This is a genomic window from Variovorax paradoxus (assembly GCF_040544635.1).
GTDB classification, from domain to species: Bacteria; Pseudomonadota; Gammaproteobacteria; order Burkholderiales; family Burkholderiaceae_C; genus Variovorax; species Variovorax paradoxus_R.
In genome coordinates this window covers 116,484-131,749 of sequence record NZ_JBEPKJ010000002.1, presented here as the reverse complement: position 1 = coordinate 131,749, position 15,266 = coordinate 116,484, and the positions used below count along the sequence as shown (strand labels likewise).

The following is a 15,266-nucleotide window of genomic DNA, read 5'->3' as shown; positions in this document are numbered from 1 at the left end:
CCCATGAACGACCTTCACGCCGCCCGTCTGAACCTTCTGGCAGGCGGCACCGATGCACGCACCGAATTGGAGCGCGCCATCGAGATCTCCGAATCCCCTGCCTGCGAACACGTTTTCACCCGCACGCTGTTCGACCAGGCCCGCCAGCAGGTCGCCCGGTCCGCGCCGCAAAGCAGGCTCGCAGGGCTTGCCTTCACCGCCAAGGACCTGTTCGACATCGAGGGGCAGCCGACCCCCGCGGGCTCGGTGGTGCTTTCGCATGCCCCGGCCGCCAAGGTCGACGCAGTGGCCGTGGCGCGGCTGCGCGCGGCGGGCGGCGTGCTGACGGGCCGTACCAACATGACCGAGTTTGCTTTCTCGGGCGTGGGCGTCAACCCGCACCACGGCACGCCGGCCAACGTGAGCGACGCCGCGACCCCGCGCATTCCGGGTGGTTCGTCTTCCGGCGCCGCCATTTCGGTTGCAACCGGGGCGGCTTTCGTCGGCCTGGGCTCCGACACAGGCGGCTCCATCCGCATTCCCGCGGCGCTGAACGGCATCGTGGGCTTCAAGAGCACCGCCCGCCTCGTGCCGGCCGAGGGCGCCCTGCCGCTGTCGACCACGCTCGACACCGTTTGCGCCATGACGCGCTCGGTGCGGGACGCCATCGCTGCGCATGAAATCCTCGCGGCGCGCCGGGTGACCGCCGGCGCGGCCTCCCTGGGAGCGTACCGGCTCGCCGTCGTGAAAAACGTGTTCTTCGACGGCATCGAGCCGGCTGTGGCCCACGCCTTCGAAAACGCACTGCGGGCCTTGCGTGCCGGCGGCGCCCAGGTCGAGGAAATCGCGCTGCCGGAGCTGGCGGAACTGCAGGCCATCAACGCCACCGGCGGCTTTTCGGCGGCCGAGGCTTACGCCTGGCACCGGCTGCTGCTGGAGCGCAGTGGCGCCGGCTACGACCCTCGCGTTGCCCAGCGGATCCTCAAGGGCGCGGGCATGAAGGCGCACGAATACATTGACCTGGTGAATGCCCGGCACGCGTGGATCGCCCGCGTCGAGGCGGCGTTGGCGCCCTACGACGCCGTGCTGTCGCCGACCGTGCCGATCACTGCGCCTCCCATTGCCGGCGTGGCGCCGGGCGCCGAGCGCGACGAGGAGTTCTTTCGCGTCAATGCGCTGCTGCTGCGCAACCCGTCGATCGTCAACATGCTCGACGGCTGCGCCATTTCGCTGCCCTGCCATGCTGCCGGCGAGTTGCCGGTGGGCTTGATGCTGTGGCACGCCGCGCTGCGCGACGACGCCGTTCTCGCGATTGCCTTACAAGCGGAACACGCACTGCGAAGACAATAGCTCCACGCCTGCCGACAGGCGTCAGCCATCTCTTCTTACTCAAAAATTCAATGAAAATCGCGATCGTGGGCGCCGGCATCATCGGCGTCACCACCGCCTGGGAACTGGTTTCGGACGGCCATGAAGTGTCCGTGTTCGAACGCCGCGGCGCGGCTGCCGAAGAAGCCAGTTTTGCAAATGCCGGCGTGGTCGCACCGGGCTATGTCACTCCCTGGGCGGCGCCGGGCATGCGCGCCAAGGTACTGCGCTCGCTGCTCTCCTCGCACGGCGCCGTGAAGCTGCGCTGGCCGCTGAGTTCGCGCGATCTCGGCTGGATGTCGCGTTGGCAGAAAGCCTGCAAGCTCGAAACCTACCTGGCCAACCGCGCCCGCATGCAGCGCCTGGCGTTCTACAGCCGTACCCGCCTGCACGAGGTGACCGAGGCACGCGAGCTGAGCTATGAGCGCAGCGACGGCTACCTGGTGCTGCTGCGCTCCAAGCGCGAGAAAAAGCTGGTGCAGCCCGGCCTCGACGTGCTGCGGGCGGCAGGCAGCGTGTTTCGTGAAGTCGATGCCGACGAGGCCCGGCGCATCGAGCCCGCGCTCAGCACCGACACAGCGCTTGCGGGCGCCATCTACCTGCCCGACGACGAAGTGGCCAACTGCCGCCAGTTCGCGCTGCTGCTCAAGTGGGAGGCAGAGGCACTCGGGGCCCAGTTCCATTTCAACTGCGACATCGCACCGCTCAGCCGGGCCGAGCCCACCTCCGTGTCGCTCGCGAGCGGCTCCCCGCCGCTGCGTTTCGATGCGGTGGTGGTGTGCGCCGGACTCGCCTCGGCGTCGCTGCTGCGGCCGCTCGGCCTCCGGATTCCGCTGGCACCGATCTACGGCCATTCCATCAGCGCGCCGATTCGCGAATCGCTCAATGCGCCGCGCAGCGCAGTGATGGACGAACGCTACAAGGTCGCGATCTCGCGCCTGGGCCAACGCGTACGCGTGGCCGGCAGCGCCGAAATCGGCGGCTCGTTGAGCACCATGAACCCATCCGCGGTTCAAACGCTCTACAAGGTGCTGCACGACTGGTTCCCCGGCGCGGTCACGCTGCAGTCCGGCGTGCAGCAATGGAAAGGCGCACGGCCGATGCTGCCTGACGGGCCCCCTGTGCTCGGCGCCAGTGGCGTGCCGGGTGTCTGGCTCAACCTGGGCCACGGCTCGAGCGGCTGGGCGTTGTCGTGCGGCAGCGCGCGCGTTGTGGCCGACCTGGTCGCCGGCCGCGATGCCGGCGTCGACCTCGAGGGCCTGGGCGTCGAACGGCTCCATCTTTCCTAGAGATTCCGCCGCAGCTCCAGTCAGGGCGCATGGGGCGGCAAAATGGCCCGATGCAGCGCATCACCTCCGCCACCGTCGCCGACCTTTTCGATATAGCGGCCACGCGGCGCATCGAACAAGCAGCAGCCGCCGCCCTGCCCGCCCACACGTTGATGCAGCGCGCCGGGCTTGCCGTGGCGCGGCTGGCCATGGCGGTTGCGCCACATGCGCGCACGGTATGGATCGCCTGCGGACCGGGCAACAACGGCGGCGATGGTTTCGAAGCGGCTGCGCAGTTGCAGCGCCGGGGTTTTCTGCCGATCGTCACTTTCGCGGGCGATGAAAACCGCCTGCCTTCGGATGCGAAGGCCTCGCTGCAACGGGCCCGGGATGCCGGCGTGATCTTCGCGCCGCGGCCGCCGGCCTCCTACGAACTGGCCATCGACGCGTTGCTCGGCATCGGCTCGACCCGGCCGCCGGAGAACACCATGGCCGAATGGCTGCGGCAGATGCACGCCGAGCCTCGACCGGTGCTCAGCGTCGACCTGCCGTCGGGGTTGCATGCCGACACCGGCACTTGGAACATCGCCCATCCGGTGGCCGCCTCGGCCCGTTTTTGCGTGACCTTCCTGACCCTGAAACCAGGCTTGTTCACAGCACAAGGCCGCGACGCCTCGGGCACAGTCTGGTTCGACGACCTGGGTTTCAGCAGCAACAGCATCGCCGAGCCGCCTGCCGCCCGCCTCACGGGCGCCCCCACGGACCTACCGCGCACCCACGCATCGCACAAGGGCAGCTACGGGGATGTTGCGGTCATCGGTGGTGCGTCCGGCATGGCAGGCGCCGCGCTGCTGGCCGGAGCGGCCGCGCTGCATGCGGGCGCCGGGCGCGTGTTCGTCGGGCTGCTCGACCCGAGCGCAGCTCCCGTCGATCCGGCACAACCCGAGCTGATGCTGCGAAACGCCGATGCGCTCGACCTCTCCGGCATGACAACAGTCTGCGGATGCGGCGGCGGCGCAGACGTGCGCGCGGTGCTGCCGCGCGTGCTGGCGACAGCGGCGGCATTGGTGCTCGATGCCGATGCACTCAACGCCATCGCTGCCGACAGCGGTTTGCAAACGCAATTGGCATCGCGTGCCCGGCGCGGAAAGCCGACCGTGATCACCCCCCATCCGCTTGAGGCTGCACGCCTTTTGAATTGCTCGGCGGCCGACATTCAGGCGAACAGGCTGGCAGCAGCCCGCCAACTCGCCTCGCGTTACAGCGTGGTCGCTGTGCTTAAGGGCTCGGGAACAGTGGTTGCCGACGGGGGCAGCACGCCACCGGTGCTCAATTTGACCGGCAATGCCAGGCTAGCAACCGCAGGCACGGGCGACGTGCTGGCCGGAATGATCGGCGCCGCGCTGGCGGCGAAAAAGCCGGCGTTCGGGGCGGCATGCGAAGCCATCTGGCGCCATGGCCATATCGCCGATACGTGGCCGGCCGGCGCGCCCCCGCTCACGGCCGGCGCGTTGGCGCGCCAGGCGCCCGGCTGACGAGGAGTTCTATCCGCGCCCGACGAAAGGCATCTTCGTCGCCATGACGGTGTGGAACAGCACGTTGGCCTCCAGCGGCAGGTTCGCCATGTAGAGCACCGACTGGCCGACGATCTTGACGTCCATCAGCGGCTCGATCGCGAGTTCGCCGTTGGCTTGCGGCACGCCCTTGGCCATGCGCGCGGCCAGCTCGGTCATGGCGTTGCCCACGTCGATCTGACCCACGGCAATGTCGTACTTGCGACCATCGAGCGAAGCGGTCTTGGTGAGGCCTTCGACTGCATGCTTGGTCGCCGTGTAGGCCGGCGAATTCGGCCGCGGCGCAGTGGCCGAGATGGAACCGTTGTTGATGATGCGCCCGCCCCGCGGTGTTTGCGCCTTCATGGTGCGGAACGCCTGCTGGATGCAGAAGAACATGCCGTTCAGGTTGATGTCGACCACACCCCGCCATTGCTCCGGCGTCCAGTCTTCGAACGGACCCGGCGGGTTACCCACGCCGGCATTGTTAAACAGCAGATCGACACGGCCGAAGCGTTCGACCACGGCAGCGAACAGCGCCTGCACCGATTCGGCATTGGCCACGTCGGTGGGCACCGCAAAGGCCCGTGCACCGGCGCCGGACTCTTCCGCCACCTGCTCCAGTGGCTCGGGGCGGCGCCCCGCCAGCGCCACGCTCCAGCCGTCGGCCAGCAACGCAAGCGCCGCGGCGCGTCCGATGCCCGAGCCGGCGCCCGTGACGATTGCGATGCGGCCCTTGTTGTTTTCCACGCTCATGCTCAGTGTCTCCTTCTCAGCTTGTCTGTCTTGCTTGTATGTGGATGCAATGCGTTGTGCGTCATGTGCGGCGCGGTGGCTTGCGCCCCTTCATCTTGTTGGCAGCCTTCTTCACCGCCGACTTGAAGGCCTGCATCGCCGACTGGGGCCCCGCTGCAGCGGTCACGACACGGTCGCTGCGCTGCTCGGGAGCAGCCTCGGCCTTGTGCCGCGAGCTGCGCTTGGCTGACGCCTTGACCGGCACGCCGGCCGAGTTCACGCCCTTGTCCTTCATGGCACGCGCGGTGAGCTCTTCGCCCTCGCGCACCAGGCGGAAATCGATCTTGCGCCCGTCCAGGTCGACGCGGCTCACCTGCACCCGCACGCGGGTGCCGATGGCATAGCGGATGCCGGTGCGCTCGCCGCGCAGTTCCTGGCGCATCTCATCGAACTTGAAATACTCGCCGCCGAGTTCGGTGATGTGCACCAGTCCCTCGACATACATGGCGTCCAGCGTCACGAAGATGCCGAAGGTCGTGGCCGCAGTGACCACGCCGCCGTATTCCTCGCCCAGGTGCTCGCGCATGTACTTGCACTTGAGCCATGCCTCGACGTCGCGGCTGGCTTCGTCGGCACGGCGCTCGTTGGCGCTGCAATGCAGGCCGGCCGCTTCCCAGGCCAGCACTTCCTTGGTGGGTGCGACCGTGGCCTTTTGTGGCTTGGTGGTCGGCGCCTTGACGCGCGAGGCCAGCCGCTTGGCGAGCTTGGCATGCGCCTCGCCCGGCGTCGGCAGCATCGGCAACTGATAGCGGGTCTTGCCGAGAATTGCCTTGATCACACGGTGCACCAGCAGGTCCGGGTAGCGCCGGATCGGGCTCGTGAAGTGCGTGTAGGCCTCGTACGCCAAGCCGAAGTGGCCGCTGTTGATGGGCGTGTAGATCGCCTGCTGCATCGAGCGAAGCAGCATGGTGTGGATCTGCTGCGCGTCTGGCCGCTCCTTGGTGGCTTCGGCAATTGCCTGGAACTCGCCGGGCCGCGGGTCGTCGGTAATGCTCAGCCCCACGCCCATGGCTTTCAGGTAGCCGCGCAGGATTTCCTTCTTCTCGGGCGTCGGGCCTTCGTGCACGCGGAACAGGCCCGGGTGCTTGCCTTCGGCGATGAAGTCAGCGCTGCACACGTTGGCCGCGAGCATGGCTTCTTCAATGAGGCGGTGCGCCTCGTTGCGCGTGCGCGGCACGATCTTCTCGATGCGGCCCGCGTCGTCGCAAATGATCTGCGTCTCGGTGGTTTCAAAGTCGACCGCGCCCCGCTTGCCGCGCTGCTTGAGCAGCGCCTTGTAGACGTCTGCCAGGTTCAGCAGGTCCTTCACGCGGTCCTTGCGCTTGCCCGCCTCGGGGCCGCGCGTGTTGCCAAGAATGGCCGCCACCTCGGTGTAGGTGAAGCGTGCATGGCTGAACATCACCGCCGGATAGAACTGGTAGGCGTAGATTTCGCCGTCGGCGGCCACGAGCATGTCGCACACCATGCACAGGCGCTCGACCTCGGGGTTCAGCGAGCACAACCCGTTCGAAAGCTTTTCCGGCAGCATCGGAATAACGCGGCGCGGAAAGTAGACACTGGTGGCGCGGTCGTAGGCGTCGATGTCGATCGCCGAGCCGGTCTGCACATAGGCGCTGACATCGGCAATGGCCACCAGCAGGCGCCACCCCTTGCCGCGGCCAACCTTCGCGGGCTCGCAGTACACGGCATCGTCGAAGTCGCGTGCGTCTTCGCCGTCGATGGTGACCAGCGGCACGTCGGTCAGATCGATGCGGCCCTTCTTGTCGGCGGGGCGAACCTTCTCCGGCAACGCCTTGGCTTCGGCCAGGCATTCCGCGGAAAACTCGTGCGGCACGCCGTACTTGCGCACGGCGATTTCGATTTCCATGCCCGGGTCGTCGATCTCGCCGAGCACTTCCTTCACGCGTCCGACCGGCTGGCCGAAGAGGGCCGGCGGCTCGGTGAGCTGCACCACCACAACCTGCCCTACCTTCGCGGGACCGGTCGCGCCCTTGGGAATCAGTACGTCCTGTCCGTAGCGCTTGTCTTCGGGCGCGACGAGCCAGATGCCGCCTTCATGCAACAGGCGGCCGATGATCGGCTGCTCGGGGCGCTCGACGATTTCGACCACCCGCCCCTCGGGACGACCGCGCCGGTCTTGCCGCACCACGCGCGCCTTGACGCGGTCTTTGTGCAGCACCGCACGCATCTCGTTCGGGGGCAGATAGATGTCGGCTTCGCCGTCGTCGCGCTGCACAAAACCGTGCCCGTCGCGATGCCCTTGAACAGTTCCTTCAAATTCATCCAGCAGACCGCTGGAGTGGCCATTATTTTTGATATGATTCTCTCTTTCCTGAAATTCAAAACATAACTGCTTCGGCAGTTATGTGGGCCCAGATGGCGGAATTGGTAGACGCACTAGTTTCAGGTACTAGCGAGTAACATCGTGGAGGTTCGAGTCCTCTTCTGGGCACCACCCCTACCAAGCTGAAACCCCTGTGAATCTTCGATTTACAGGGGTTTTTTCTTTTCCCTGGGAACATGATCGAGGGATGTTCTCCCTCGCAAATGCCGGTCGCAGCCAACGCAGGCCAGACCGACGGTAATCCGCCGCACTCGCACACTCCATTGCAGCCCCGAAGCGGGACTTTCTGCGAAACGGTTTTCGACGGCACGGATGCGAACAAATGGAACGGGCTTCGTCTCATGGAGTGATGCAGCGACCCGCTCACTGAGAAGCGGTTTTCCGCCATTCTGACGCAGTACATCGACGAATGATCGCGCACAGTCTCAAGAAGCGGGGCAACCGAGTCAATACACCGCGTTGCCAGTAAAGGTGAACCGCAAACTCAACCTGATGAGCGCGGCGTTCAACTCGCTGCAAGATCACGGACCGATGGATCTGCGGGGTTGCGACAGGCTGCGAAGCCTGTTGTGCACCTTACCACGCCGCGGCAACGACCGATCCGCCGATCTGCACGTCGACTGCTCCGCTCAACCTCCGCGCCATACTTGCGCCGACGCACCGCACTTCCTGTCTTCATGTCCATTTTGAAAAGCATCCGGCAGTGGGCATCGCGAATCAAGCGCGACGCCGTCACGCTGTGGTTTGCCTACCGGCATCCGGGGACGCCCTGGTTCGCAAAAGCGCTCGCCGCGTTCGTTGTTGCCTACGCGCTGAGCCCGATCGACCTGATACCCGATTTCATTCCGGTACTTGGCTATCTCGACGACGCCTTGTTGTTGCCAGGCCTCATCTGGCTGAACCTCCGCCTCATTCCGGCAGACGTTCTGGAGGAATGCCGAGCGCGCGCAGACAACTGGATGAAAGAGCAAGGCGCAAAACCTCGAAGCGTCGCGGGCGCGGTGCTCGTCCTTGCGATCTGGATCGCCCTGGGCACTGCTCTCTGGACTTGGTTCAACACACGCAACTAGCAACGCGCCCACGGGTGAAATTTCTCGACAGGCGGTTATTTTACTGTATATTTATACAGTCTTTTCACAAAGAATAACCGCCATGTCCAAGTCCGAAGAAGCAACCTCCCCTCCTCGCAACCATGCGCTGGTCGAAGCACTGGCATGGATCTCAAAATTCGCACATGCATGGAAGGCTATCGAACCCGCCCCTCATTCGCTGAGCATCGACGGATTCATCATCTGGGGCCCTGTGCTCTACGAAAAGCACAGCGACGAAGACCCCGTGAAGCTTGCGTCACAGCTGTACGGCAAGTCGGGCGACTACTTCAAGTACCTGTATCCCGGCCACGCGAGGGACGCTGACGATGCGCTTCCCTTCTAAAGAATCGCAGCGCGGGATACCCACGGCCCGGCTCCCCGCTTACGCCGCTCCCCAAGTGTGGCAAAAGTCACACTTTTCCATCAATATGCTTCTAAAAGTAACCTCAAAACGCACAGAACGTTACGTTTGGTTTGAAAATATGGGCATCAAACCTAACGGACACCATCGTGATCGCAGCATTTACCTTGTTAATCGGCATGTTCCTCGGAGCGTTGTTCATGAGCCTTCTGGTCATCTCGCGCTCGGATGACTGAAAACTGCCCGGCCCTGGCCGCCCCTTCCAAGCCAATCGAATAGCCCGCTTCACGCGGGCTGTTCTTTTTTTTGAGCCGAGCTACGTCAACAGATTCGACTTGGGTCTGCGGCTCGCTTCGATCGAGTAAATCGCCGGCTTCTCTTGCCCGGCCTTTGCGTCTGCCTCGCTGCCCGGAGCTGGAAGCGGGTAGACCTCACCGGTCAGACGCCTTACGCGCTCTGCATACATCTTTGCCAAGGCGGCGTGATGCTCTGCCGCTGCCTGGAGCCGCGGGGTGAAACGCCTCAGACCGGCAGCGCGATCAGGTCGTGACCCTCGGCACCCACGATGCGGGCCTTGGTGAATTCACCCACCTTGAGCGTCTTGCTGATTTTCTCGGGTGGCAGCAGGCGCACGGTGCCGTCGATCTCGGGCGCGTCGGCGTAGGTACGCCCGATGCCGCCTTTTCGGCCCATGCCGGGCGCCGAATCCACCAGCACCTGCATGGTTGCACCGACGCGCTGGCGCAGCTTGGCGATCGACACCGCTTCCGCCACTTCCATGAAGCGGGCACGGCGCGCCTCGCGCTCTGCCGGCGGCAGCATGCCGGGAATGTCGTTGGCCGTGGCGCCTTCGACGGGGCTGTATGCAAAGCAACCCGCCCGGTCGATCTGGGCTTCGCGGATGAAGTCGAGCAGATGCTCGAACTCCTGCTCGGTTTCACCCGGAAAACCAGCGATGAAGGTGCTGCGGATCACGAGTTCGGGGCACACCTCGCGCCATCGCGCCAGGCGCTCCAGGTTCTTCTCGCCGCTGGCCGGCCGCTTCATGCGCTTGAGCACATCAGGATGGCTGTGCTGCAGGGGTACGTCGAGGTAAGGCAGCACCTGCCCGCTCGCCATCAGCGGAATGATTTCGTCCACGCTTGGGTACGGGTACACATAGTGCAGGCGAACCCAGGCGCCGTAAGGCTCTGCAATTTCGCCCAGCGTGCGCACCAGTTCGAGCATGCGGGTCTTGACCGGCTTGCCGTCCCAGAAACCGGTGCGGTACTTGACGTCCACGCCGTAGGCCGAGGTGTCCTGGCTGATCACCAGCAGCTCTTTCACGCCGCCCTCGAACAAGGCCTTGGCCTCGCCGAGCACGTCGCCGACCGGGCGCGACACCAGGTCGCCCCGCATCGACGGAATGATGCAGAAGGTGCAGCGGTGATTGCAGCCTTCGCTGATCTTCAGGTAGGCATAGTGCCGCGGCGTGAGCTTGAGACCGGCAATGCCGAAGGTATTGGGAACGAGATCGACAAACGGGTTGTGGGGCTTCGGCAGGTTGGCGTGAACCGCATCCATCACCTCCTGCGTGGCATGCGGACCGGTCACCGCCAGCACGCTGGGGTGCATTTGCCGCACCAGATTTCCGCCCTGGTCGCCGGTCTTGGCGCCCAGGCAACCCGTGACGATGACGCGGCCGTTTTCCGCCAGCGCCTCGCCGATGGTGTCGAGGCTTTCTTTCACCGCATCGTCGATGAAGCCGCAGGTGTTCACGATGACCAGGTCGGCGCCTTCGAAGGTCTTGGCCGTCTGGTAGCCCTCAGCGTTGAGCTGGGTCAGTATCAATTCGGAATCGGTAAGGGCCTTTGGGCAGCCAAGGCTCACAAAGCCGACTTTGGGGGCAGCCGGCGTGGCCGTACGTTCGGGGGAGGCAACTTCGCTCATATATGCCCCTATTGTCCCAGCTATCGGCCGGGACCGGGATTTCAGGGGCGTTTGATGCCGAATGCGCCCAGAACCTGCTCGGTGTTCTTCTGCATCTGCTCCTGCATCTGCAGGAAGACATTCTTGGACTGCTCGACGTAGTTGCCCATCAGCCCCTGGAGCATCGGCGACTGCATGGTCATGAAGCGCGACCACATTTCGGGCGTGAGGTCTTCGGCCTTTTCGGCGAGCTGGGCCTGCACTTCGGTCATGGCCTGGATGTTCTTCTCGAGGTACGGACCCATGTAGCCCTGCATGGCCTGTCCGTAGAAACGGATGATGTTGGCCAGCACCTGTTCGGTGAACATGGGCGCGCCGCCTGCTTCTTCTTCGAGAATGATCTGCAGCAGGATGCTGCGCGTGAGGTCGTCCCCGGTCTTGGCATCGCGCACCACGAACTGGGCATTCTGTATGACCAGCTGCTTCACCTCGGTGAGCGTGATGTACGTGGATGTCTCAGTGTCGTAGAGCCTTCTGTTGGGGTACTTCTTGATTACACGTTGCACCGGCTTGACCCCGGACTTCTTGCTCTGCACTGCGGACTCCTTCACATGGATGCCCATGTCATCCGATCAATTCTAGGTAGCGGTTTTGCTGCACCGCGACAAGGTTTACCCTGACCGCGCACCCGCTTCCCTAATCGAGCGTTGTCGCGTACTCGGCGCCGCACGCGCTGCAGGCCGCGCTCTCTGGGCGCTCTTCGGTCGCCTCTCGAAAGCGCAGGGGGCTTTTGTGGCCATAGACGACCCAGCAACGCGGGCAGTGCTCATGGCCGGCGGTCGGCAAATAAGCCCGGGAGCGCTGTTCGGCGCGTTCCTGCGTCACGGATATGCCCTGCTGCAGAGCGCGCGCAATTTCGCGCGCGGCCATGGTGTCGGTACGGCCGCCTGCGTGGTCGTTGATGCCATAGACCGCGCGCGCAAATTCAATGGGGGCTTGCCTGAGCAATGCGGCCAGGCGCATATCGGCATGAGCCCGATCAACCAGCGTTGATCGCGTATTCATCAGATCGCTTATCAAGAAATTTGGAAAAGGTTTGCAGAGCGGCCAAGGTAGCACAACAACATGGCCATGGTCTTTGTCTGCTTCACCGCAAGGACGATTGAGACACCGGGGAACCCGGTGAAAGCTCTGTTCAACAGACCCGGTGGTTGGCCGGAAGTTGAAACAGAAATTGGTAGGCGCGATTGGACTCGAACCAACGACCCCCACCATGTCAAGGTGGTGCTCTAACCAGCTGAGCTACGCGCCTAAGGATGTGTCCGAGAAGCAGCTATTGTAGCAGGAGAAAACACGCTTTTTAGCGCCGACGTGCAGATCGCACACCTGCAACCGCCGTAACCACGCCAAGCACCTGCGCGAGCCGCGCCGCATCGGCGATTTCCACAGTGAAAGTCATCCACGCCGTGCCCTTGACCGATTGCGTCTGCACGCCGATCACGTTCATCTTCTCGCGTGCGAACACATCGGAGATGTCGCGCAGAAGGCCCTGGCGGTCGGCCGCTTCCACGGCCACGTCGACCGCATACATCGGTGTTTCGCCGCCCTTGGCCGTACCCCACTCGACATCGATCACGCGCTCGCCGTCGCGCGACGCCATCATCCGGAAATTGCTGCAGTCGGTGCGGTGAACGCTCACGCCATGGCCGCGCGTCACGAAGCCGCTGATGGCATCGGGCGGTGCGGGCTTGCAGCACTTGGCAAGCTGCGTCATCAATGAAGACACGCCCACCACCAGGACGCCGCCCTTGCCCGATTTCTCGCTTGCGCGCGGCTTCTTGATCTGCACGCCGTCGTCAGGGTTCGGCGCAGGCTCCGGCGGGCGCAGCAGCATCTCGATGTTGCGCAGCGAGAACTCGTCCTTGCCGACCACTTCGAACAGATGGTCCGCCGACTTGAACCCCAGCTGCGAAGCCAGGTCCTCAAGCCGCGTGGAGGTCTTGCCCTCGCGCTGCAGCAGCTTCTCGACGGCCTCGCGCCCGCGCGCCACGGTTTCGTGGGTAATCTGCGCGTTGAACCATGCGCGCACCTTGGCGCGCGCACGGTGGCTTGCAAGGTAGCCCAGTTCGGCATTGAGCCAGTCGCGCGAAGGGCCACCCTCCTTGGCCGCGATGATCTCCACCGTCTGGCCGTTGGACAGCGGCGTGTTCAGCGGCACCATTGCCCCGTCGACACGCGCGCCGCGGCACCGATGGCCGAGCGTGGTGTGCACCGTGTAGGCAAAGTCGACCGGCGTCGCGCCTTGCGGCAGCTCGACGATGGCCGCGTCCGGCGTCAGCACATAGATGCGGTCGTCGAAGAGCCCCTGGCCCTGCGAGCCGCCCGAAAGATCGCGCTCCCACGCCAGCAGCTGCCGCAGCACGGCGATCTTCGCGTCGTACTCCCCGCTCGCCCACACACCCGCATAGCCCTTGTGCCCTGCTTCCTTGTAGGCCCAGTGCGCCGCCACGCCGTGCTCGGCGTGGTCGTGCATCTCTTCCGTGCGGATCTGGATCTCGATCGGCTTGCCATCGACCACCTCGCGCACCACGGTGTGCAGCGACTGATAGCCGTTGGGCTTGGGCCGTGCGATGTAGTCGTCGAACTCTTCGTCGATGGGAAGGAAATGCGAATGCACCCAGGCCAGCGCCGCGTAGCAATCTTTCACGTCGGGCACCACCACGCGCAGCGCGAGGATGTCGAACACCTGCGCAAAGTCGAGCGACTTGCCGCGCATTTTCTTGACGATGCTGTAGATGTTCTTCGGCCGCCCGTGCACCGTGGCGCGCACGCCCTCGGCCTGCAGCTCGCGTTCGAGCTGCGAGCGCAGCTGCTCGACGTGGCCTTCGCGTTCGACCCGCTTCTCGTCGAGGAGGCGCGCAATCAGCTTGTAGGTTTCGGGCTCCAGAAAGCGGAACGAAAGATCTTCGATCTCCCATTTCACCTGCCAGATGCCCAGGCGATTGGCCAGCGGCGCGAACACCTGCAACGACTCGCGCGCCACGCCCTCGGGCGCCGGCTGCTTGCTGGCCGCGGCATGCCGCAGGGTTTGCAGCCGCGAAGCCAGGCGCAGCATCACGACGCGCAAATCGCGTGAAAACGCAAGCAGCATCTTGCGCACGTTCTCGGTCTGCGCTCCCGCGCCTTCCGACAGATGATGGCCTTGCGAAGCCGAGCGGGCCTGTTCCTGCACGCGAACCAGCTTGGTGGTTTCCACCGCCAGCGCCGCGAAGTTGTCGCCGAACACCTTGGCAATCACTTCTTGCGGGCGGTTCAGGTGCTGGCACGCATACACCAGATAGCTGGCGGCCTGCATGGCCTCGGAGCCGCCCATCTTCGCAACGATGGCGGCCACGGCGTCGGCATGCGCCAGCGTGTTTTCGCCGGTGTCGAGCTTTTCGTCGACGATCAGCGGCTCGGCAAACGCGCGCGCACGGGCGAGCATGTTCTCCATCACCGGCGTGCGATCGGCCGTTGCGGCGGACAACGGATAGTCCACCATGGCCGTGTCGGACGTGGTTGCCGTTTGGAGGCTCGAAGACTCGCGCTTCACGTTGGACTCAATCGAACAAAAAGGATGTGACGGCACAGACCTGCGCGGGGTCGACGAAAGTCGGCGCGTGGCCCACGCCCTCGAACTCGATCAGCTTTGCACGCGGGCCGCGCTCGGTCATGGCCAGGGCCGTTTCGCGCGACAGCAGATCCGACTGGGCGCCGCGCGTCACGAGCGTGCGTGCATCGATGGCGTCGTAAAGACTCCACATCACCGCGCCGCCCTGGGCCGCAGCCTCGGGGGTGATGGCCCGAAGCGCCACGGAAATGGCCGGGTCGTAGTGAAGCAACCAGGGCCCGGCGCTGTCGTTGTCAACGGCATCTGCTTTGCCCGAACCATCGGCCGTGCGCTGCGATACAGGCACCACCATGTGCTGCGACAAGGCAAGCCACTGAGCCGGCGTGTGCGGGCCGAAGGTGGTCGAAATCGTCCACATGGCATCGGCTGCTTCCTGCACGCTGGCGTAGCGGCCACCCTGCCCCACGTAGGCGCCAATGCGCTGAAGGGCGCCGGCTTCGATGGTCGGGCCGACGTCGTTCACGACGAAGCGGCGGATCGGCCGGGCCAGCGGCAACTGCTTGTGGCCCGCCAGCACGAAACCGATGAGCCCGCCCATGCTGGTGCCCAGATAGTCGAGCGTGTCGATCGGCTGTTCGCGGTGCAACTGCGCAACCAGCGCCAGCATGTCGGCCGCATAGACCGGCACCTGGTAAAGAGCCGGGTCGCGCAGCCAGTCGCTTCGGCCGCGCCCGGCGACATCGGGGCAGACCACGCGCACGTTGCCGCCGGCACGCGCCACGATGGCTTGGGCGAGCACATCGAAATCGCGCCCTTGCCGGGTCAGTCCGTGCACGCACATGACCACATGCGCACTGCGCGCGTCGCCCCATTGCCAATAGGCCATGCGATGGCCGCCCTGGGCGTCATCGCACGCCACGTAATGAAGCGTCGGGTCGGTCATGAAAACGAAGTCGTCCTGGTGCGGATAATGGTCTCGTCGCATCCTA

General features: G+C 64.7%; 12 protein-coding genes and 2 tRNA genes. 6 read left to right on the top strand and 8 right to left on the bottom strand.

The annotated features are described in order from the left end of the window. The first annotated feature begins 3 nt into the window (after nt 1-3). The 3 genes from ABIC94_RS04335 to ABIC94_RS04325 are packed head-to-tail and all read left to right on the top strand — an operon-like array spanning nt 4 to nt 4,150. Nucleotides 4-1,329 carry an amidase gene (locus tag ABIC94_RS04335; protein WP_354371573.1) on the top strand — a complete coding sequence of 442 codons (1,326 nt, stop codon included), beginning with the start codon at nt 4-6 and terminating at the stop codon, nt 1,327-1,329. Nucleotides 1,330-1,379: 50 nt separating this feature from the next. Continuing rightward, the gene (locus ABIC94_RS04330; protein ID WP_354371571.1) at nt 1,380-2,636 is read left to right on the top strand and encodes a D-amino acid dehydrogenase; all 1,257 of its coding nucleotides are present in this window, start codon (nt 1,380-1,382) and stop codon (nt 2,634-2,636) included. A gap of 50 nt (nt 2,637-2,686) precedes the next feature. Next, nucleotides 2,687-4,150, top strand: coding sequence for an NAD(P)H-hydrate dehydratase (locus tag ABIC94_RS04325; protein WP_354371569.1), 1,464 nt, complete (start codon nt 2,687-2,689; stop codon nt 4,148-4,150). A gap of 9 nt (nt 4,151-4,159) precedes the next feature. Here ABIC94_RS04325 and ABIC94_RS04320 read toward each other — a convergent pair whose 3' ends face one another. Together ABIC94_RS04320 and rnr are read right to left on the bottom strand one after the other, a co-directional pair. Next, the gene (locus ABIC94_RS04320; RefSeq protein ID WP_258506694.1) at nt 4,160-4,924 is read right to left on the bottom strand and encodes an SDR family oxidoreductase; all 765 of its coding nucleotides are present in this window, start codon (nt 4,922-4,924) and stop codon (nt 4,160-4,162) included. 61 nt (nt 4,925-4,985) lie between these two features. After that, nucleotides 4,986-7,253 carry a ribonuclease R gene (gene rnr / locus ABIC94_RS04315; RefSeq protein WP_354372024.1) on the bottom strand — a complete coding sequence of 756 codons (2,268 nt, stop codon included), beginning with the start codon at nt 7,251-7,253 and terminating at the stop codon, nt 4,986-4,988. Nucleotides 7,254-7,333: 80 nt separating this feature from the next. On the opposite strand from rnr, the gene ABIC94_RS04310 reads away from it, so the two are divergent. The 3 genes from ABIC94_RS04310 (at nt 7,334) to ABIC94_RS04300 (ending at nt 8,741) form a co-directional block, all read left to right on the top strand. Beyond that, nucleotides 7,334-7,418: transfer RNA gene (locus ABIC94_RS04310), tRNA-Leu, on the top strand. Between the two features lie 566 nt (nt 7,419-7,984). Further along, the gene (locus ABIC94_RS04305; protein ID WP_354371567.1) at nt 7,985-8,377 is read left to right on the top strand and encodes a YkvA family protein; all 393 of its coding nucleotides are present in this window, start codon (nt 7,985-7,987) and stop codon (nt 8,375-8,377) included. Between the two features lie 82 nt (nt 8,378-8,459). Then, a complete protein-coding gene (locus tag ABIC94_RS04300) occupies nt 8,460-8,741 on the top strand; it encodes a hypothetical protein (protein ID WP_354371565.1) in 282 nt (93 codons plus the stop codon). A 540-nt stretch (nt 8,742-9,281) separates the two neighbouring features. On the opposite strand, the gene rimO is transcribed toward ABIC94_RS04300, so the two are convergent. The 6 genes from rimO to ABIC94_RS04270 form a co-directional block, all read right to left on the bottom strand. Beyond that, a complete protein-coding gene (gene rimO / locus ABIC94_RS04295; RefSeq protein WP_354371563.1) occupies nt 9,282-10,688 on the bottom strand; it encodes a 30S ribosomal protein S12 methylthiotransferase RimO in 1,407 nt (468 codons plus the stop codon). Between the two features lie 41 nt (nt 10,689-10,729). After that, nucleotides 10,730-11,290: a polyhydroxyalkanoate synthesis repressor PhaR gene (gene phaR, locus ABIC94_RS04290; protein WP_354371561.1), complete on the bottom strand. Its 561-nt coding sequence runs from the start codon at nt 11,288-11,290 to the stop codon at nt 10,730-10,732. Nucleotides 11,291-11,363: 73 nt separating this feature from the next. Beyond that, nucleotides 11,364-11,732 (bottom strand): hypothetical protein, encoded by a 369-nt coding sequence (locus ABIC94_RS04285; RefSeq protein ID WP_354371559.1) that lies wholly within the window; start codon nt 11,730-11,732, stop codon nt 11,364-11,366. Between the two features lie 170 nt (nt 11,733-11,902). Next, nucleotides 11,903-11,979, bottom strand: a tRNA-Val gene (locus ABIC94_RS04280). Between the two features lie 48 nt (nt 11,980-12,027). Then, nucleotides 12,028-14,208, bottom strand: a complete 2,181-nt coding sequence (locus ABIC94_RS04275) for a RelA/SpoT family protein (protein WP_354372022.1) — start codon at nt 14,206-14,208, stop codon at nt 12,028-12,030. Between the two features lie 58 nt (nt 14,209-14,266). Then, nucleotides 14,267-15,262, bottom strand: a complete 996-nt coding sequence (locus ABIC94_RS04270; RefSeq protein WP_354371557.1) for an alpha/beta fold hydrolase — start codon at nt 15,260-15,262, stop codon at nt 14,267-14,269. Between the last annotated feature and the right edge of the window lie 4 nt (nt 15,263-15,266).